Annotated in this window: 14 protein-coding genes and 1 pseudogene; 9 read left to right on the top strand and 6 right to left on the bottom strand. The window is 59.5% G+C overall.

Features of this window, described 5'->3' with window-relative positions:
* Window positions 1-119: 119 nt before the first annotated feature.
* The gene (locus tag ACRESJ_RS27920; RefSeq protein WP_431760752.1) at window positions 120-1049 is read right to left on the bottom strand and encodes a LysR family transcriptional regulator; all 930 of its coding nucleotides are present in this window, start codon (window positions 1047-1049) and stop codon (window positions 120-122) included.
* 129 nt (window positions 1050-1178) lie between these two features.
* On the opposite strand from ACRESJ_RS27920, the gene ACRESJ_RS27915 reads away from it, so the two are divergent.
* From ACRESJ_RS27915 to ACRESJ_RS27885, 7 genes and pseudogenes are all read left to right on the top strand, one after another.
* Entirely contained in the window at window positions 1179-2504 is a 1326-nt protein-coding gene (locus ACRESJ_RS27915) for an MFS transporter (protein WP_431760751.1), read from the top strand.
* 51 nt (window positions 2505-2555) lie between these two features.
* Window positions 2556-3305, top strand: coding sequence for a creatininase family protein (locus ACRESJ_RS27910; protein WP_431760750.1), 750 nt, complete (start codon window positions 2556-2558; stop codon window positions 3303-3305).
* Window positions 3306-4101: 796 nt separating this feature from the next.
* A pseudogene (locus ACRESJ_RS27905) lies at window positions 4102-4512 on the top strand (OprD family outer membrane porin); the annotation flags it as partial.
* 168 nt (window positions 4513-4680) lie between these two features.
* Window positions 4681-6036, top strand: coding sequence for a spinster family MFS transporter (locus ACRESJ_RS27900; RefSeq protein ID WP_431760749.1), 1356 nt, complete (start codon window positions 4681-4683; stop codon window positions 6034-6036).
* A gap of 247 nt (window positions 6037-6283) precedes the next feature.
* Window positions 6284-7258 carry an AraC family transcriptional regulator gene (locus ACRESJ_RS27895; RefSeq protein WP_431760748.1) on the top strand — a complete coding sequence of 325 codons (975 nt, stop codon included), beginning with the start codon at window positions 6284-6286 and terminating at the stop codon, window positions 7256-7258.
* Window positions 7259-7353: 95 nt separating this feature from the next.
* Window positions 7354-8460, top strand: a complete 1107-nt coding sequence (locus ACRESJ_RS27890; RefSeq protein WP_431760747.1) for an NAD/NADP octopine/nopaline dehydrogenase family protein — start codon at window positions 7354-7356, stop codon at window positions 8458-8460.
* On the top strand, window positions 8460-9458 hold the full coding sequence (locus tag ACRESJ_RS27885; protein WP_431760746.1) for a 3-hydroxybutyryl-CoA dehydrogenase: 999 nt from the start codon (window positions 8460-8462) through the stop codon (window positions 9456-9458). The genes ACRESJ_RS27890 and ACRESJ_RS27885 overlap by 1 nt, the downstream gene beginning before the upstream one ends.
* A 97-nt stretch (window positions 9459-9555) precedes the next feature.
* On the opposite strand, the gene ACRESJ_RS27880 is transcribed toward ACRESJ_RS27885, so the two are convergent.
* From ACRESJ_RS27880 to ACRESJ_RS27870, 3 genes are all read right to left on the bottom strand, one after another.
* Window positions 9556-11127, bottom strand: coding sequence for a M48 family metalloprotease (locus ACRESJ_RS27880; protein WP_431760784.1), 1572 nt, complete (start codon window positions 11125-11127; stop codon window positions 9556-9558).
* 11 nt (window positions 11128-11138) lie between these two features.
* Window positions 11139-11408 carry a hypothetical protein gene (locus ACRESJ_RS27875; RefSeq protein WP_431760745.1) on the bottom strand — a complete coding sequence of 90 codons (270 nt, stop codon included), beginning with the start codon at window positions 11406-11408 and terminating at the stop codon, window positions 11139-11141.
* A gap of 125 nt (window positions 11409-11533) precedes the next feature.
* Entirely contained in the window at window positions 11534-12904 is a 1371-nt protein-coding gene (locus ACRESJ_RS27870; RefSeq protein ID WP_431760744.1) for a CHASE2 domain-containing protein, read from the bottom strand.
* Window positions 12905-12969: 65 nt separating this feature from the next.
* On the opposite strand from ACRESJ_RS27870, the gene ACRESJ_RS27865 reads away from it, so the two are divergent.
* Window positions 12970-13122 carry a hypothetical protein gene (locus ACRESJ_RS27865; RefSeq protein WP_431760743.1) on the top strand — a complete coding sequence of 51 codons (153 nt, stop codon included), beginning with the start codon at window positions 12970-12972 and terminating at the stop codon, window positions 13120-13122.
* A 171-nt stretch (window positions 13123-13293) separates the two neighbouring features.
* A complete protein-coding gene (locus tag ACRESJ_RS27860) occupies window positions 13294-17184 on the top strand; it encodes a dermonecrotic toxin domain-containing protein (protein WP_431760742.1) in 3891 nt (1296 codons plus the stop codon).
* Between the two features lie 54 nt (window positions 17185-17238).
* On the opposite strand, the gene ACRESJ_RS27855 is transcribed toward ACRESJ_RS27860, so the two are convergent.
* Both ACRESJ_RS27855 and ACRESJ_RS27850 read right to left on the bottom strand, forming a co-directional pair.
* Complete coding sequence (locus ACRESJ_RS27855) at window positions 17239-17733, bottom strand: DUF934 domain-containing protein (RefSeq protein ID WP_431760741.1); 495 nt, start codon at window positions 17731-17733, stop codon at window positions 17239-17241.
* The coding region (locus ACRESJ_RS27850; RefSeq protein ID WP_431760740.1) for a nitrite/sulfite reductase at window positions 17717-19365 on the bottom strand (1649 nt) is incomplete at its 5' end. The genes ACRESJ_RS27850 and ACRESJ_RS27855, both read right to left, overlap by 17 nt.

The raw sequence follows: 19365 nt of genomic DNA, 5'->3' as shown, positions 1-19365 counted from the left end.
TTTTGTATCAACACGGCTATCGGTTCAGAGGATCAATACCGAATCGCCGCATGAACAATGCGTACAACCCGAAACTCACCATCGTGATAACGATGTGGTCCGGCTGGACCTGCCCTGATTCACTGACGATCAGTTCCGCCCTCGGCAAACATCGGCAGTCGCTGCAGCACCCAATCCAACAGCTCTTGAGCAGGAGCCGCCAGCGGTCGGCCAGTCTTCACCAGCAGCTTGGCCTCGACGCCCAGAAAAAGGGGATGGTCAACGGCTACGGCCGCCAGGCTGCCCTGGGCGATCTCTCGATAAGCAGCCACTTCCCCCAGCAACGAGGCGAATTCGCCGCCAGCCACCAGGCGCTTGAGGGCTGCCAGTGAGTTGCTCACCAGCGCCGGGCGGATTTCGATTTTTTCCGCGTACTCCAGCATCCGCAGCGCATGCCCGATACCGAAGGTGGTCGGGGTGAGCACCAGTTGGCAGTTGAGCAGGTCATCGACGGTGGCCATTCCTCCTCTCAGGGCCAGCGGATGATCGGGCCGAACCAGCAGCATCACCGGTTGCCGCGACGTGGCTCGATAGTCGATATGAGGGTGCGCAGGGGGGTTGTAGGCCAGGCCGATGTGCGCGCGATTTTCAGCGATTTCGTTGAGTACATCGTCAACGGGCAGTATGTCCAAGCGGATATCGAGCTTCGGATACTGCTTGCAGAACGGTGCGAGTACATGGTCGACCAGCGTATCGACGTAGCCCTCGCTGATGACTATTCGCACATGCCCTTGCTGCAGGCCCTTGATCGCCTGGAGCTGGTCTTCGAGTTTTTCCTGGTGTGATCGGTAGCCTCGCCAGAACTCCAGCAGGTGCGCCGCCGCCTCGGTGGGTTGTACGCCCCGGGCCTGACGTTCAAACAGCTTTGCCCCCAATTCCTCTTCCAGCAGCTTGATCTGGCGTGTGATGACGGAAGGGGAGGTGTTGATGCTGTCCGCTGCGCCACGAATCGATCCATGGGTCAGCACCTCATGAAAGTACCTCAAGCGTTGCTGATTGATTTCGCGCATCGGAGTCTCCTGTTTAACCGTTGCTCATAGAGCAACGGTACACGAACTTAGTTGCTCTTGCTGGGTATGCACGGTCGGCGCACTATTTTTCCCACCAGCCCAGACCAACAAGAAAAATCGGAGATCCGCATGTCAACCATTGTCACGCCGGCAAACAGCGCTGCCATTTCCAACCTGTATCGCAAGCTCAACTGGCGGCTGCTGCCACTGCTGTTCGTTTGTTATGTGTTCGCCTACCTGGACCGGATCAACGTCGGCTTTGCCAAATTGCAGATGCAAAATGACCTGGGTCTGTCCGATGCTGCTTATGGTGTCGGTGCCGGTGTGTTCTTTTTGGGGTATGTGCTTTTTGAGCTGCCGAGCAACCTGATGTTGCCGCGTGTTGGCGCGCGAAAAACCTTCAGCCGCATCCTGGTGTTATGGGGCATAACCTCTGCCTGCATGCTGTTCGTCCGCAATGTGCCGATGTTCTACGCCATGCGTTTTCTGCTCGGGGTTTTCGAGGCCGGTTTCGCCCCGGGAATGATCTATTACCTGTCCTGCTGGTACGGCCCCAAACGCATGGCCCGGGCCATTGCGATCGTGTTCATCGCCGGTCCCGTCGGCGGCATCATTGGCGGCCCGTTGTCGGCGTGGCTGATCACTACATTCGAAGGCATGGGTGGGCTTGCCGGGTGGCAATGGATGTTTTTGATCGAAGGTTTGCCCTGTGTCCTGCTCGGCGTGTTCACCTTTTTCTATCTGGCCAACCGTCCCGCTGAGGCCCGGTGGCTGAGCGTTGAGGAAAAGCAGTTGTTGGAGCGTGAACTGGGTACTTCCGCGCTCCGATCTCACTCGTTCAGGAGCGTGTTGCGCGATCCGAAAATCTACATCCTGGCGTCAGCGTACTTTTGCATTATCTTTTCGATCTACGCCATGAGCTTCTGGCTGCCGGCAATCCTCAAGGCCCAGGGCGTCAATGACATGATGAAGCTGGGCTGGTGCGCCGCGATTCCTTATGTGGCAGCGGCAGCGGGCATGTACTGGATCGGGCGGCGATCCGACCGCTTCGGTGAGCGACGCTACCACTGCGCCGTCCCGGCGGGCATCGGGGCAATACTGATGCTTTTGTATCCGCTTGCCGATGGGCATCTGCTGTTATCGATGGTTGTGCTGACACTGGCGATCGCCATGATGTTCATGGCCTATACCGTCTTGTGGGCGATGCCTTCTGAGCTCATAAAAGGCGAAGCGGCGGCGGGGGGAATTGCCTTGATCAACACCATCGGGCTGTGTGGCGGATTCTGGGGGGCGGCGGTGATCGGTTGGGCCAAGACATCAACGGCAAGCATGAACCCTGGCATTGTCGCTGTTGGTTGTGTGTTTCTATGTGCGGCGTTGGTGATCATCGCGAATACTCCGCTGACGCGTTCCCGCCCGGTCGTTGATACAACGCAGGTTGACCAGGCGCTTTGAATTTCAAACCCATTTTGTTCCGCAAGGGACCTTTCAAAAGAGAGAACTCAGATGCTTTTACATCTATCGACCTGGGCCGAAATCGCACAGTTTCTGGAGCGCAGCCGCACCATCGTCATCCCGATCGGTTCCAACGAACAACACGGCCCCACAGGCCTGCTTGGGACCGACTGGATGTGCCCGGAAATCATCGCCAATGAAGCGCAGAAATCTGCCGACATCCTGATTGCCCCGACTTTCAACATCGGCATGGCGCAGCATCACCTGGGCTTCCCGGGCACCATCTCGCTGCGGCCTTCGACCTTTATCGCCGCCATCGGTGACTGGACGCGTTCACTGGCTGCCCACGGCTTTGAAAAAATCTTCTTTCTCAATGGCCACGGTGGCAACGTCGCCTCGATTGAAGCGGCATTTTCCGAGCTTTATGCCGAGGCGAGCTTTGCTCGTCGTAAAGCGGGCTTCGCCCTGAAGTTGTGCAACTGGTGGGATCTGGAAGGGATCAATGACCTGGCGCGGGAACAGTTCCCTACGGGTCATGGCGTGCACGCAACGCCGTCGGAGATTGCCGTGACCCAGTGGGCCTATCCGGACTCCATCAAGTCGGCGGATTACTCGCCGCAGATCGCTAACTGGGGACCGATCCGCGAGGCCCTCGATTTCCGCGCACGCCACCCGGATGGCCGCATGGGCTCGGACCCGGCGCAAGCTTCGCCGGAAAAAGGCCGGCAACTGGTGATGATGGCAGCACAAGGCTTGGTGAAAGAGGTGCAAGCCTTCAGCAACGAAGCCCTGCCGAGCTAATTCACGATAATGCGTTAATCCTGACGCGCCGGGGGGCTTGAGGATTTTCGCTGGCAAGCCAGCTCCTACAGGATTTTGTGTAGGCCGCATCTCTGTACGACATGCCCTGGGTAGGAGCTGCCGCAGGCTGCGATCTTTTGATCTAGCTTTAAAACAGAATCAAAAGATCGCAGCCTCGTTTCACTCGTGAGCTCCTACAAGGGATTGCCGGATGCCTTCAATTTGATCTCCATTGCTTAACTGACTGCCATTTACCCCGCTATCGCCCCCGTTTTTTATTGCGAGACGATTGAGTACTGCGCCAGCACACATGCACGGGTCGATGACCCAGCGTGCAGCCTCGATGCTGGGGCCTGTGTTCCGCTCAACCTTCCAGACCTTTCGAACAGTTGCCCGCATCTGACTGCGCAATAAGAGAAACGCCTGCGCAATCGGGGAGGTTGGCGGGCAGGGCTATGGCTAGTTTAGGGCGCGTCCAGGTTCCACTTCTGGACTGACTAAAGATTTCCCTTAGCCGGCTTAAAGATTTCCCCGCAACAGATGCTGTTCGTCTCAATACCGGCGCGGCGACGCCTGACTTACCTTGCGTAGAAGTGGCACGCGTCGTTTTAGCGGACGGTTTCATTGCGTCTGCCTGGCGTTTACCCAATAAAAATAAGAGGCCTGACAATGCTCCAACCCATCGTCCGTTCAATCCCTCATGCTCTGCGCCGCGCAACATCCCGGCCGCCCAGGCCAATACAGATTCGGGGGCTCGGTATTGCCAGTATGTTGGGGATGATCTGTTCGCCATTTCAAGGGCGCTCACATGTTCGGCCTCAGTTACCAGCGCATTCTCGGTGACAGTGTGTTCCCGACCATGAACGGCTATATCCCGCAACCTTACCTGGTGCACTGGTCGTCCCTGGGGTTTGTCCGCCCGGATGAAAAGTCCTGGGGCGCGCGCTACAGCTATGACTTTGCCGGGATGGGCATGCCGGGGCTGAAGTTCTACACCCGTTACATCAAGGGGACCAATTGGGACCGGGGTGGAAGCTTGAGCGACAACCAGGAAAGCGAACGCTACCTGGGGCTCAACTACGTGGTGCAGAGCGGGGCGTTGCAAGGCCTTGGGCTGGACCTGCGCAACATCGATATCAAGCAGAAGTACGGTTACGACTACAACGAATTCCGTGTCGCCACCACTTACACCTGGAAGTTCTGGTAAGCGCCGCCGCCTGGCGTTTTACCCCATAACAATAAGAGGCCTGACCATGTTCAAACCGATCGTGCTTTACACCTTTCATGCAATCCGCCTGCCTGTGGCAGGTATCTGCCACGCAACTTTCGAGTCGCCAAGCGACGCACTCAGCGGATTCCAAGAGGAGTAAAACCAGTGAATATTCAGGTCGATAACGCGGTCCTGCAAAAGAAGAAAACCTACGTCTACGAGTGGTACGTGGTTGCCCTGTGCATGGTCGCGTACATCTTTTCGTTTGTGGACCGGCAGATTCTCGCGTTGATGATCGAGCCGATCAAAGCCGATTTGCAGATCAGCGATACCCAGTTCAGCTTGCTGCACGGGCTGGCGTTTTCGTTGTTTTACGCGTTCATGGGCATGCCCATCGCCTATCTGGCCGACCGTTTCTCCCGGCCGAAGATCATTGCCGTCGGTGTTGTGTTCTGGAGCCTGGCGACTGCCGCCTGCGGCCTGAGCAAAAACTTCCTGCAAATGTTCCTCGCCCGCATTGGCGTCGGCGTCGGCGAAGCGGCTCTGTCGCCTTCGGCCTACTCGATGTTCAGCGACATGTTCCCCAAGGAAAAACTCGGTCGCGCGGTGGGCATCTATTCCATCGGCTCGTTCGTGGGCGGTGGGTTGGCCTTCCTGGTGGGCGGCTATGTGATCGCGATGCTCAAGGACATGACCACCATCGAAGTCGCCGTTCTTGGCGCGATGAAGGCCTGGCAGCTGGCGTTTTTCATTGTCGGCTTGCCCGGTATCGTGGTCGGGCTGCTGATCTGGCTCACCGTGCGCAACCCGGCTCGCAAAGGCTTGCAGGTGGATGAGCAGGGTCGGGCCAAGAAGGTCGCCATGACCGATGGCTTGCGCTTCCTCGGGCGCCACCGCGCCACCTTCACCTGCCACTACCTGGGCTTTTCGTTCTACGCCATGGTCCTGTTCTGCATGATGAGCTGGAGCCCGGCGCTGTACATCCGCAAGTTCGGCCTGACGCCGGTCGAGGCGGGCTACATGCTCGGCACGGTGCTGTTGCTCGCCAACACTGCCGGGGTATTGTTCGGGGGATGGCTCACCGATTACCTGGCCAAGCGCGGTCATCAGGACGCCGCGATGCGCACCGGGGTGATCGGCGCTCTGGGCATGGCTGTGCCGGCCGTACTGTTTCCGCAAGTCGATCAACTGTGGCTGTCTGTGACCCTGTTGGTGCCGGCGATGTTTTTCGCTTCGTTCCCGATGCCGGCGTCTACGGCAGCGATGCAGATCCTCTCCCCGAATCAGGTTCGTGCGCAGGTCTCGGCCGTGTTCCTGCTGATCAGCAATCTGCTGGGATTGGGTTTGGGCACCACGCTGGTGGCGCTGTTGACTGACCGTTACTTCGGCTCGCCCGCTGCGGTGGGTTCATCGATGTCACTGGTGATCGTCGGCGCCTCGGCCTTGACGGTGCTGCTGCTGTGGCGCGGCTGCCGCTGCTTCCGCGAAAGCTATACCCGGGAGTATCCGGCCCAGGGTTGATTGACGGGTCGGTCACAGAATTATGGATCAACCGAAAACCCTTGTGGGAGCTAGCCTGCTAGCGATGACGGCGGCACATTCGACATCTTCTTTGAATGTGAAGGCTCTATCGCTAGCAGGCTAGCTCCCACAGTAGTCATGGGTCGCTCACAGAATTATTGATCAACCGAAAACCCTTGTGGGAGCTAGCCTGCTCCCACAGTAGAACGCAGCGGGGCCGAGGCGCTCCAGGTCAGGAGAACGCTTGATGTTGAACGATGTACACCTGCTGGAACGGCACAGCCTGCTCAGCTCCGCCGATTACCGCGAGATCAAGGACAAGGTCAGCCATTACCTGTGCCCGCACAGCTTCAACGTCCTGCGCGACTCGCCCATTCACACCCGACTCAATGGCGTGTTCTTCGGCGATTCGGCACTGCTCGATTTGCGTTATGGTGCGCCGGTGGAAATCACCATCGGCGACATCGCCGATCAGTACCTGTTTCGCATCACCTTGCAGGGCAACTGCGAGGTGGCCCACGGACGACGCAGCGCGGCGATGCAGTCGGGCTACCTGAGCGTTTCCTCGCCATTCGCACAAAGCCGCATCGTCACCGACGGCGAATGCCGCAACCTGATCCTGCGCGTCGACCGTGATGCCCTGGAGACCCAACTGCAACGCCTGCTCGGCCGCAGCCTGCGCCAGTCGGTAATCTTTGATGTCAGCGTCGATCATTTGGGCGCGGGCGTCGTCAGCCTCTATCACACCCTGGACTACATCTGCCGGCTATACGGCAGCGGCGTCGACGGCTCGCGCATCGCCGGCGGCCTGTCCGAATACCTGATGCAACTGTTGCTCACTCAGTTGCCGCACAACTACTCCGCGGATCTGTTGATCGACGCGCGCGCGCCGCTGCCGCACCACGTGAAGAAGGCCCGTGACTATATCGAGGAGCACCTCGACGAACCGATCAGTGTGACGATCCTGAGCGAACTGTGCGGCGTCTCGGTGCGCACCTTGCAAAACGGCTTCAACCAGTTCCTCCAGCAGACGCCGGTGGACTACATCCGCGACCGCCGCCTGGCGGTGATCCACGAATCATTGAAGCAGGGCAAGGACGGTGAAACCGTGACCCATATCCTGTTGCGTCACGGCATCAACAGCTTCGGGCATTTCTCCAGTGCTTATCGGCAACGTTATGGATGCCTGCCATCGGACACCCTGCGGCGCAGGAAGCATTGAGAGCTCTGCGTAATTCGTCAGTCGGCTGCGTAATCGGATGAGTTTGCGGCGGTAGGGCTCGATAGCATCGAGTCTCTAACAAGAGGAGCATCTGCATGAAAATTACAGTTCTGGGTGGTGGTCACGGCTGTTACGCCGCCGCTGCCGAAATGGCTGAAAAGGGACATCAGACCCGCCTGTGGCGTCGTGACGGCGCAGCGCTCAAGGAGCTGCTGGACATTGGCAGCCTGACCATCAAGGACTACCGGGGCACTCGCCAGCTTTCCGTTGGCAAAGCTGGCGACATGCTTTCCCTGACCGACAACCTGGCCGAAGCCTTGGCCGATGCGCAACTGGTGATCATTCCGCTGCCGTCGACCTCCCATGAAGACCTGGCCAAACAGGTCGCGCCGCACCTGCACGACGGTCAGGTGGTGTTCCTGCCGCCAGGCACCTTCGGCAGCTACGTGTTCGCCAAGGCCATGGCTGATGCGGGCAACCAGAGCCGGGTCGCATTCGCTGAGACCGGTACGTTGCCGTACCTGGTGCGCAAGCACGGCGACAGCGATCTGGTGATCAGCTGCTACGCGACCCGCCTGCCGACCGGCGTGTTCCCGAGCAACCTGTCCGAGCACGCTTTCGCGGTGCTGCGTGAGGCTTACCCAAGTGTCGAACCGGTTGAAGACGCCCTGAGCGGTGCACTGATGAACGCAGGCCCGATCATCCACCCGCCGCTGATCATGATGAACGCCGGTCCCCTGGAGCATTTCGAGGCCTGGGACATTCACAACGAGGGCACGCAGCCTTCGATCCGCCGTGTGACCAATCAGCTGGACGCCGAGCGCATGGCCGTGCGCGAAGCACTGACCTATGGCGCGCCGCACTTTCCCCTGGCCGATCACTACAACACCAGCGAAGGCGAGGAGTGGATGTATGGTCGCGGCGCCCATGGCAAGTTGACCGACAGCGGCGACTGGCGTGAAGACATCGACCTGCAAAAACATCGCTACATGCTGGAAGACACTCGCCTGGGCCTGTCCTTCCTGGTGTCCGTCGGTCGCTGGGCCGGTGTGCCAACCCCGGTCGCACAGGGCCTGCTGAGCATTGCTTCGGCTGTGGCTGCCCGTGATCTCTACGCTGAAGGTCGCACCCTGGAAAACCTCGGGCTGGCCGGGCTTGATCGGGCGCAGATGACCGAGCTGCTGACGAAGGGCTACAACTGATGAACGCTGCGCTGCCTCACGTCAGCGTGGTCGGGGCCGGGCGGATGGGCGAGGGCATCGCCCTGGCGTTCATCCATGCGGGCCTGCCAGTCACCCTGATCGATATCAAGGATCGCGCCGAGGATGAGCGGTGCGGCTATTTCGAACGCGTGCGCAACAACGTGCGCAGCGAACTGCAGATGCTGGTACGCCTCGGCATGCTTGAGCCGGAACAGGCAGACATCGCGCTGTCCAGGCTGACACTGCAATCCAAATCCCAGGCCGCGCAGACATTGCGTCTGTGCGACCTGGTGTTCGAAGCGGTGCCGGAAGTCATAGCGGTCAAGCAGGAGACGTTCGCCTGGGTCAGCGAACACGCCCCGGCGTCGACCATCATCGCGTCAACCACCTCGACCTTTCTGGTTACCGAGTTGGCAGAAATGGTCAGTGAACCGCAACGCTTCGTGAACGCGCATTGGCTGAATCCTGCGTACCTGATGCCACTGGTGGAAATCAGCCGCAGCGCAGCGACCTGCCCAGACGTGGTCGAGCGTCTGCTGCAACTGCTCAAGCGCATCGGCAAGGTGCCCGTGGTGTGCAATCCGGTGGCCGGCTACATCGTCCCGCGCATCCAGGCACTCGCAATGAACGAAGCGGCGCGGATGGTCGAGGAGGGCGTGGCCAGTGCGGAAGATATCGACACCGCAGTACGCGTTGGTTTCGGCCTGCGTTTCTCGGTGCTGGGCTTGCTCGAGTTTATCGACTGGGGCGGTGGCGACATCCTCTACTACGCCTCGCGCTACCTCAGTGGCGCGCTGGCACCGCGTTTCGAATCGCCGCAGGTGATTGCCGACAATATGCAAAGTGGCCGTAATGGCTTGCGCGATGGACAGGGTTTCTACGATTACCGCGAACAAGACGTGGAGGCTTACAAGCAGCAGCGTTTGGGCGATTTTGTGCGCAAGCTGCAGTTGTCGGGGTTGACGCCGGCGTTTGAGGGGGCGTTGAGGGAGGGCTGAAGGCCATGGCCCGGGTGTCGGGCCATGGTCTCAAATAGGCTTTCGTACATCGCTGATGAATCGATAACGCTTTGATCCACCGAGCGGGTCGCCGGGTTTAGGTCGATTTAGGTACCAATTTCTGACAGCTCTGCTTGCGGCTGGGGTACTGCTCGCACTTGCGCAGCACGGTACGCACCTGGTCATCGGCCTCCAGTTGGCGGTTGGCCAACAGCTTCTCGGTGATGAACAGCTCTTCAGAGCCGAGGTTGCGCTCGGCCTTGTCGATGATGCTCAGGGCCGCCTTCGGGTCGTTGCTTTTGAGGTGGTAGCTGATCATCAAGTCATAGATTGACGGCCCGGCCAGCGACCAGTCGCTGATCGACTTAAGGTCGGCCAGCGCCGCGCGGCTATCCCCACGGTCCATGTGAACGGTGAAGGCAGCGCGGCGCACCCCGGGCTGGTTGCCCACTGGCGAGGCAAGGGCTCGGGCGATGAAGGCCTGGGCCTGGGCCGGCTGCTTCTGCTCCAGTGCCGCGCTCGCGGCGTAGGCGTCCTTGTAACCTTGCAGCGAGGCGCGGACATTGGCCGAGTCGCGTACCTTCGGCCAGCTACGCCGGTCCATCCGCGCGCGGGTCTGCTCGCGGTACTCGCGTTGCAGGTATTTGCGCAATTCCTCGTCGCGGTCGATGGGCGACATGTGCGAGCGGGTGAAGTACTGCCCCGTAGCCGAGATTGTGGTGCTCAGGCCATCGTTGATAAAAATGTTGAGCTCGCGGCTGAATTGGTTCAAGTCGAACTGCTGAAGGGATTCCTTCAGGGCGCTCTGGCGGGCCGTCAGGAAGCCACCGAGCAGAGGATCCTGCTTGCCCTGGAAGTCGCTCAGCCGTTGCAGGCTGATGCAGGCAGCCCGCGGCGCGTAGCCGGCGCGGATCATCAGGTCGGTACCCAGAAGGTCGGCCTGGTCTTCCTGGCTACGGCCCCAAGCGGTGCTCCAGACGTTGTCCGAGAAACTATTGACCAAGCCGGTATAGAGCACGGTGTTGCCAATGGTTTTCTGAGTGCCAATCGGGTCCTTGCTCACCAGCTTGAGCTTGCCGCTGTTGCGGTCCACCCCAGTGTCGGCTACCGCGGCGGCAACCACCACGGCGGTGGCCAGGTTGGTCATGATCTCCTTCTGTTTCTGGAGCGCCGACCGGCGATCATGGTGGCGCAGCAGCACGTGGCTCATCTCGTGGCCGAGCATGGCGGCGATCTCGTCCTCGCTCTTGACGTTGTCGAGCATGCCCAACGGCACGAAGATCGTGCCGAAGGGGTCGGCCGAGGGGCCGAAGGAATAGCTGTCGGTGATGCGCACCTGCAGCTTCGGCGCTTCGCCCGGCCAATTCTTGGACAGGCGCTCGACGATGCCCTGCAGGTAGACCTGCAGCTCTGGGATCTGTACCAGGTTCTGCTGCCGGATCTCGCTGGCCGGCACGTTGCGGCCGTCGAAACTGAGCCGCTGTTGGCTGGCTTGCTGCGGGTCGAGCCTGTAGTACTCGCGGACCTCGGCCTGGTCCAGGTAGTGACCCTGCACACGCGACTGGGTGGAAGGGCCGACCAGGTTAAGCGCCGCCTTGTTGGCGCCATCGAGCATTTGGCAGCCGCCCAGCATGGCCAACAATGGAAGGGCCAGCAGCGGGGTTTTCATGTTCACCGCACTCATTTCTTGCACCCAGCGCCGAAGCCAATGGTGGCGTTGTTCTGCTGGTCCTCGGCCTGGTTTTGGATGAGCTTCTCGCAGGGTAGGTCGACCACGTGCAGAGGTGGTTCGACGCGCACCGTCATGCTGTCCAGCCATACCTTCTGCCCACTCACCTCGACTTGTACAAGATCCAGCTCCTGATCGTAGCTCAGCACTGGCGCCTGACGCGGCAGGCTGACGCTGGGCACGGCGCGCTGCACTTTGCCCTGATTGTCGAGCAGCTCCACGCTATCGCGGAGGTAGCCCACCACCTGGCTGGCGGCGAACAGGCTCTGGCTGAACAGGGCGCATAGTAGAAGTAGGGTGGTCTTGCTGATCTCTGGACTCCTTAAGTCGAGCGGTTTCCGATGCCTCAGGCGGGGCGCTGGAGGCGTTCCTGGATTTTTTCGGTGAACAGTGAAAGCGATAGCAGCAGGAAGCCGAGCACGTTCACTGGCGTGATGTTCAGCCGGTAAAGCGCATAGCTCAGCAACACCAACAACAGGGTCATCAGCGCTAGCCCAAATATCGGCGAGCGCAGCCAGCGGGAGTACGGCCAACTGGTGGCAGGGCGCGATTGGAAAGACTTTAATGCGGCGATCAGGATGATCAGGAAACACTGCACTAGATCCAGCAGGTTCAAGGAACCGAGGCGCAGATCGGCCAGAGCCGGCGGATCGCGGTAGTAGTGCGCACCCCAGGTGATCAAGTTGTCCAGAGCCATGGCGTGCAGATACACGCCGGGGATCTTGCCGTGTAGTGGTGACAGAGTGAGGTCGCCGGTGCCAGCGATGCTGGCGCCGACCAGCACCAGCTTCCCGCGCAACAGCTTACTCAGCAGCTCGCGATCCTCGGTGGCGCTGGCCTCCAGGTCACTGGCGGTCAGGGTCAGGCTATACGGGCAAGTGGCCTGAGCCGAGATCGAGAGCTTCCAGAACATCGCCTGGACCAACTGGTCGAACACTCCTGGGGCACTGCAGTGTTCGATGTCGGAGATGTGTTCCTGCAGCGGCGAGAGCTTTAGGCCCCACTGTAAGGCTATCGCCGGCAGTCGCGCAGCAGCTTCAGCGTCCGCTGGCAACGCCAGGCAGTCGTGTTGTTTGCAGTATTCGCGGTAAAGGCCCAGGGCCGGCGTCTCCAAGGTGCCCAAATCGGTCGGCATGGCCAACGGGTACTGGTTGCCTAAGCCGCTCCAGGACACTAGAGCCGGGCGGCTGGTTGCAGCGAAGCGCGGTAGCACATTGATCCCGCCGTCCACATCGCGCGGAACACCGGTGTTGGCTAGTAGCAGAGCAATCCCTTGACGCTGATAGCGCTCGAATACGTTGGCCAGTAACTGGCTCTCCATAAACGGCTGCTGGCCAGGCACCGTGCGGGAGTGGTCATGGGTATACAGTAGGTCGACGAATACTGCGCCGGGCTGGTAGGCGAGCAGGCGCTTGAACAGCTTGCTCTGCTCGTTATAGGGCAGCGGCCAGTAGGTCTGATGACGTTGTACGTAGTTGTCGTCGACCAGAAGCACCACCACCTGGTGCTGCCCGTTGTCCGGATACTGGTCGGCGAACAGACGGTTCAGCCAGTTTGCCGAGGCGGTGCTGGAGGAGCTCGCCAGGCCAAAAGGATCGAATAGGGCAATGAAAGCAACGGCCAAAACGAAGAAGATCGGGCGTAAAAAACGCGAGACGATGGATTTAACCGACTGCTGCAACTTGGCTTCCTGCCTATGGGTATTAGTCTCGGGCATTTTGCCATCATTATTTCGTGATTTGAAAGTGCTATCTTTTTTCGTTAGCGGCAGGGGAACGCGTGATGCAGTTCAACGAGAAATGCCAGCCTGTCGAATACGCTAAATCACAAGGACCATGGAACATCGGCGGTTCGGCGGGCGTGCTGGTGATCGGCGCACTGGTGCTGCTGAGGGCCATTCCGGCGGGGCAGTTGAAGGAACGAACTCGGGTTTGAGACTGTGGGTGGCCTGGAACACAAAAGCCACTCACCTTTACCTTAAGGGTGCCGCGCGCAGCGTCTTCCACCTCACGACGAAAAATCTGAAGCAATCCATCGAGCATTCCTGCTTCAAAAGGGCGGATGGCTGGTTATGTTGGCGTTCCTCAATTTTGCAAAGGAATGCCCATGAACGAACATCCGAATGTTGCCCCCGCAAGCCCACCGTCCCATCCACGAATGGGCGAGCAATTGCAATCGGCGCTGGCCAATGCACTCCCTCAAACCCCCGAGCAGTTCGCTGAACAGCAGATCAAGGAAAAGTGGGGGCAGGACATCGATCCGCAAAATACCCTGTTGGTCACGCTGGATTACAACTACAGAGGGCACCCGCCAGAGGCCGGTGTCCAGCAGGGCCAGATCGCCTCTTCGCAGACGTTGCTGCACGCGCTGTTGAGCAATGAACAAACCGTCGGCGATGGACGTTTTGCAGAAACGGCATTCGGTCTGTATTCGCCTCCCGATGTCGGCCCTGCCGTGCGTATCGTGGCAAATGTCGATGAGTTCGCCGACCACGGTAACGGTAACCATGACAGCTATGAAGGCATTTACCGCCGCACGCAGCCGCAGACTTATGGCCCGATGACGCAAATCGCCTTGCGTCCCGCGGACTTTAAGAAATGGGTTTGGGAGCTGGACCTGAAAACACGTTTTCAGGCTTACCTAGATCGCACCTGGCCCTCGGATGACCGAATCCTGGCTCGCGAACCTTACCCGTTGCGGACATCGGCGAAAGCGGCACTGGTCATGGCCGCTTGCCTGCAACGTCAGGAGGGCAGTTTGAGCCACAAAGGCCTGGCGCTGGCAATGCAGGCGGCCGGATTGCCTGCGGATACAACCTGGGACACTTTGTCCGTGGCGCAACTGCAAGCGCCGACCCGCGTGGTTTCGACGATTGAAGTCAGCCGGCTGAAACTCTATCGCTACACCTCGACGGACATCTGGTGTTTTCGCGAGCGCTCCACCGGCGCTTTTTTAATGTACGTCCCCGGTAATTCTTCACCCTTGCATGAGTTCAGCGACATCCGGCAATTGCGCGCATGGATTGTCAAACAGGGGTCAGCGTCCGACACCAAACACGCACTGGTCGCGCACTTTGCTGAAGACGATCGTGAAGACGGTACTTTTCATGCGGGTGTATTGACGGCTCTGGAAGGCATGGCGGTCTACCCCAGACAACATCGGTTGGGAAAAAACGCCGGGTTGTTCAATGACGATGGCTTTTGGGATCCGCGTCAGTACATCGACTTTGCGCCGTCACCTGCAACTGTCGACCCTTATGCCCGGTTGGTATTGACCATGAAGCAGGCAGCCATGGCCAGCGTCACGAGCATTCGCGACGATGCACAGGTCAATCGCGATGATCTGAGCGCGTTCGTCGAGCCGCTCGTCAAGTGGATCAACCAGTTCGGCCCATTGGCATTGTTTGTACCGGGAGGCGAAGGCCTGTTGGTGTTGGCCGGGATCATCGACGCCGGGTATGGCGTGGCCCAAGCGGTTAATGCCAAATCCAGGGACGAGCGCGCCGAGGGAATATCGCGCACGGTGTTCGGCTTGCTCAATGCGCTGCCGCTGGCCGAGGCGGTGGCCGAACTCAAAGTAGCAGGTGCCAGTGCTGAGCGTCCGCATGAAACCACATCCGTCGAGCGATTGCCGGAACGCAAGCCAGCACCTGCACCGAGCGTACAGCTGACAGCCAAACCTCAGTCAAAATTCACCCGCCTGGAACTCCTGCGTGGAGTCAGCGCCCCGCAAGCCTCCTTCAGCGACGATGTGCTGGCCCACCTCGGTCGGGTCATTACTGTCGATGACGACCTGTTGCGGCTGATGCACGCGGGGCGTCCACCGACGCCGTTGCTCGCCGACAGCATCAGTCGCTTCAAACTGGATCAGGAGCTCGATAGCGCTACTGATCCAGGCACAAGGGCCGATCTGTTCAATCGCCGCTATCAAGCGCTCCAACATTCGGAGCATGAGTGGGTTCGCGTGTTCCAGCGTGAGTACCCCGGCTTGCCGAAAAACGTCGTGGAGCAGTTTCTGGATCGCTCTGGTGTCGACATCCACCAGTCACCCGAGGCCGCAGAGGTCATCGAGGTACTCAAACGCCTGGACAGCAAGGCGCGCCAATACCAGCAGCATCTGCGGCTCAACCGGGCATATGAAGGGCTTTACCTGCGATCCATCGCCCATGCCGATTCCGACGTCCTGGCTTTGCACTCGCTTGACCGTCTGCCCGGATGGCCCAAAGGTGTGCGAGTCGAAGTGCTCGATGGCTCGATCAGCGGCCGGGTGCTGGATCGTAGCGGTCCATTGGATGCGCCGGATAGCCGTCGCTTGATCAAGACAGGTGAGTGCTACGGTGTGGCCAGCACGGTCGAATTGGCCTCCGGCGGCACGGACCTGTTTGCTGCCATCCTGAGTGTGTTGTCCACGCAAGAGCGTTCAGCGCTGGCATTGCACGGGCTGGACCAGAGCGGTGATTTGCGGCGGCTTGTCAGTGAAGCAGCCTTCCCGCGTTCCGAGTTGATGCTTGGCCTGGGCAGGATGGACGCCGGATTACCCTTCGACAGGCAAGGCCTGCGCGGTGGTGGTTTCCCGACAACACCCCAGGGTGGCGCGCTGACCCATCAGATGATGCGGCTGCAGCTCAAACAGCTCTATCCGCAATTTACCGACAGCGAGGCTGATGCACTGTTGCTGGCGGCAGGGGTAGACGTTCAGGCCTATCTTGATCGGTTGGCGAAGCAGTTCGAACAGCTTCGCCTGGACCTTACCGGCTGGATCGACCAAACCGTGCATGATCTCGATGATATGGACATCGATTTTTTGGCAGTGGGTGACGAAGAGGCGGCCGGATTGAATGCAGCGCAGTTGGCAGCGCACAACCTCGCGCTGGCGCAGCATGTGCTGGAGTACGAGCGCGAAATCCGCAGCAGGCTGGCGGACGAGCTGCTCGCCATCTGGCAAAAGCGTGCGCCAGCGGCCAATAGACTGTATTCGGGTGAAACATTTATCGGATACAAAGTGAATCTGGATTTTGAGGAATACCACCAGTTGCCCAACATGAGCATCCGGTTCAACGAGGTGATCGAGTTGTCCATGCGCGACTTGCACCTGATGGAACGTGAAAGTCTGGATGCGTTCCTGGAGAGTTTTCCCAACCTCAGAACCTTGAATCTTGAGCGTTATGACCTGCGTCGGGGCGACCTCGACGGCGACCTGGTTGTGGTGTTGCCTCCCGTCATTCCCCAGCTCAAGCAACTCACGACGCTCAACCTTAAGGACACTTTCCTGACGTTTCAGGAGAACACCGCTGCGCAGTTGGGTGAACTGGTCAATCTGCAAAGTCTTAACTTGAGTGACAACCCACTGAATGTCGCGCCGGTTCTGCTGGGGATGAAAAAATTGCGTCAAATAGACCTGCGAAACACCGGGATCACCACTTGCCCGATCGGCATCAAGGATGAACCGTACCTGACGTCGCTGGACCTGCGCGATAACCGCATAAGCCGTGTCCCGCAAGCCATCTTGAACCAGGCCATCGCTCGGGATCGCGTCAGGTTATGGGGCAATCCATTGACTGACGAGGACACCTTGTTACGCATCGTCAAGCATCGGGAACAGACAGGGATCAACCTGTGGCTGGCAGAGCCTGGGGCGAACTATGGCAGTGTGACCGATTGGTTGCGTGAGGGTGATGAGGGGTTGCGGCAGGCCAGGGCACTGATCTGGCAGCGACTGGAAGCTCGGCCTTCAGGGGCAGGTTTTTTGCGGGTGGTGGATGGGTTGAGCCTGACCGCGGATTTTCGCGTCAATTATCCCGACTTGCAGGCGCGGGTATGGCGATTGCTGCACGAAGCGGATGCATCAGACGAGCTGTGGGGGTGGTTGAAACCGGTGCTGGAAAACACCGCTGGCGATGCCGAAAATCCATTCGTCGTGTTCACCGCACTGGAAACCAAAGCTCGACTGTACGCCGATTGGGTAGCGCTGGGGCGGGGCGTTCCGATAGGGGATTAGCTTGTTGAGGAAGTGGACAGCCTTGAACCCCGCAAGGGGTTCAAGGCATCACGATCAACGGCGACGGAACAGCGGCAGCGGTTCGTCAGTGGCGGCCTGATAGGTCACCGAGAAGTCCTTGAGACCTTCCAATGCTTCATACGGATCTTTGTCGGGACGAATCGCGAACGCATCGAAACCGCAGCGGTGCATGTAGAACAACTGATCGCGCAACACATCTCCAATTGCCCGCAGTTCACCTTTGAAACCGTAACGGTCACGCAGCAGGCGGGCGTTGGAGTAGTTGCGGCCATCGGTGAAGGCCGGGAAGTTCAGGGCGATGACCTGGAACTTGTTGGCGTCTTCGCCGATCTCTTCGGCTTCTTCACCGGCGTCCAGCCATACGCCCAGGCCGCCGTCGCGGGCCAGGAGCATGCGGCTGTGTTCGCGCCACAACTGCAGCGGGACGATGTAGTCGTCGCAGTTGGTGATCTCGTCGATGTTGAAATCCTTGGGCAGCAGGTGCCAGGTTTCGTCGACGACTTCGCTGTTCTTAATTATTCGCTGCATAGACGCGCTCCTTGAAGAGGTCGATACCGATGCGCTGATAGGTGTCGATGAAACGCTCATCTTCGGTACGTTGTTCGATGTACACGTCGATCAGCTTCGAGATCACGTCAGGCATGACTTCCTGGGCAAAGGACGGGCCGAGGATCTTGCCCAGGCTGGCATCGCGGCTGGCGCTGCCACCCAGGGATACCTGGTAGAACTCTTCGCCTTTCTTGTCCACCCCGAGAATGCCGATGTGGCCGACGTGGTGGTGACCGCAGGCGTTCATGCAACCGGAGATGTTCAGGTCCAGTTCACCGATGTCGAACAGGTAGTCCAGGTCGTCGAAACGGCGCTGGATCGATTCGGCGATCGGGATCGACTTGGCGTTGGCCAGGGAGCAGAAATCACCGCCAGGGCAGCAGATGATGTCGGTCAGCAGACCGATGTTCGGCGTGGCGAAACCTTTCTCGCGCAGCTCGCCCCACAGGGTGAACAGCTTCTCCTGCTCGACGTCGGCCAGGATGATGTTCTGTTCGTGGGAGGTGCGCAGTTGACCATAGCTGTAACGGTCGGCCAGGTCGGCAACGGCGTCGAGTTGCTTGTCGGTGATGTCGCCCGGCGCAACGCCGGTCGGCTTCAGGGACAGGGTAACTGCCACATAACCCGGCTTCTTGTGGGCCAGGGTGTTGCGCACGCGCCAGCGGGCGAAACCCGGGTGTTCCTTGTCGAGATCGGCCAGTTGGGCGCTCTGGTTGTCCAGGGCCTTGTAGTCCGGATCGACGAAGTGTTTGGCCACGCGATGCAATTCGGCTTCGGTCAGTGTGGTCTGGCCACCGCGAAGGTGCTCCATTTCCGCATCGACTTTCTGGGCGAAGACTTCAGGCGTCAGCGCTTTCACCAGAATCTTGATCCGCGCCTTGTACTTGTTGTCACGACGGCCATAGCGGTTGTAAACCCGCAGGATGGCGTCGAGATAGCTCAACAGGTCTTTCCACGGCAGGAATTCATTAATGAAAGCGCCCACCACCGGCGTACGGCCCAAACCACCACCCACCAGAACACGGAAGCCCAGTTCGCCAGCGGCGTTGTGTACCGGCTCAAGGCCGATGTCATGGACTTCGATGGCGGCGCGGTCGGAGGTCGATCCGTTGACGGCGATCTTGAATTTACGCGGCAGGTAGGCGAATTCCGGGTGGAACGTGGTCCACTGGCGGACGATCTCGCACCATGGGCGCGGGTCGATCAGTTCGTCTGCAGCGACACCGGCGAACTGGTCGGTGGTGACGTTGCGCAGGCAGTTACCGCTGGTCTGGATCGCATGCATCTGCACGGTCGCCAGTTCAGCCAGGATGTCTGGAATGTCTTCAACGGCCGGCCAGTTGAACTGCACGTTCTGCCGGGTACTGATGTGGGCGTAGCCCTTGTCGTAGTCACGGGCAATCTTGGCCATCATTCGCATCTGGCGCGAAGTCAGTTGGCCGTAAGGCACCGCCACTCGCAACATCGGCGCGAAACGCTGGATGTAAAGGCCATTTTGCAGGCGCAGGGGGCGGAATTCTTCTTCGCTCAGCTCGCCTGCCAGATAGCGTCGGGTCTGATCACGGAACTGCTTGACGCGGTCCTCGATGATCCGCTGATCGTATTCGTCGT

The sequence above is a fragment of the Pseudomonas sp. genome (assembly GCF_050739655.1).
GTDB lineage: Bacteria > Pseudomonadota > Gammaproteobacteria > Pseudomonadales > Pseudomonadaceae > Aquipseudomonas.
The sequence above is the reverse complement of the archived record's forward strand: the minus strand, read 5'-3'. Positions and strand labels throughout refer to the sequence as shown.

What these genes read in the sequence shown, in the direction of transcription:
- ACRESJ_RS27920 (WP_431760752.1), bottom strand. Translation starts at nt 1,049, where the DNA reads ATGCGCGAAATCAATCAGCAACGCTTGAGGTACTTTCATGAGGTGCTG.
- ACRESJ_RS27915 (WP_431760751.1), top strand. Translation starts at nt 1,179, where the DNA reads ATGTCAACCATTGTCACGCCGGCAAACAGCGCTGCCATTTCCAACCTG.
- ACRESJ_RS27910 (WP_431760750.1), top strand. Translation starts at nt 2,556, where the DNA reads ATGCTTTTACATCTATCGACCTGGGCCGAAATCGCACAGTTTCTGGAG.
- ACRESJ_RS27895 (WP_431760748.1), top strand. Translation starts at nt 6,284, where the DNA reads ATGTTGAACGATGTACACCTGCTGGAACGGCACAGCCTGCTCAGCTCC.
- ACRESJ_RS27890 (WP_431760747.1), top strand. Translation starts at nt 7,354, where the DNA reads ATGAAAATTACAGTTCTGGGTGGTGGTCACGGCTGTTACGCCGCCGCT.
- ACRESJ_RS27885 (WP_431760746.1), top strand. Translation starts at nt 8,460, where the DNA reads ATGAACGCTGCGCTGCCTCACGTCAGCGTGGTCGGGGCCGGGCGGATG.
- ACRESJ_RS27880 (WP_431760784.1), bottom strand. Translation starts at nt 11,127, where the DNA reads ATGAAAACCCCGCTGCTGGCCCTTCCATTGTTGGCCATGCTGGGCGGC.
- ACRESJ_RS27870 (WP_431760744.1), bottom strand. Translation starts at nt 12,904, where the DNA reads ATGCCCGAGACTAATACCCATAGGCAGGAAGCCAAGTTGCAGCAGTCG.
- ACRESJ_RS27865 (WP_431760743.1), top strand. Translation starts at nt 12,970, where the DNA reads ATGCAGTTCAACGAGAAATGCCAGCCTGTCGAATACGCTAAATCACAA.
- ACRESJ_RS27860 (WP_431760742.1), top strand. Translation starts at nt 13,294, where the DNA reads ATGAACGAACATCCGAATGTTGCCCCCGCAAGCCCACCGTCCCATCCA.
- ACRESJ_RS27855 (WP_431760741.1), bottom strand. Translation starts at nt 17,733, where the DNA reads ATGCAGCGAATAATTAAGAACAGCGAAGTCGTCGACGAAACCTGGCAC.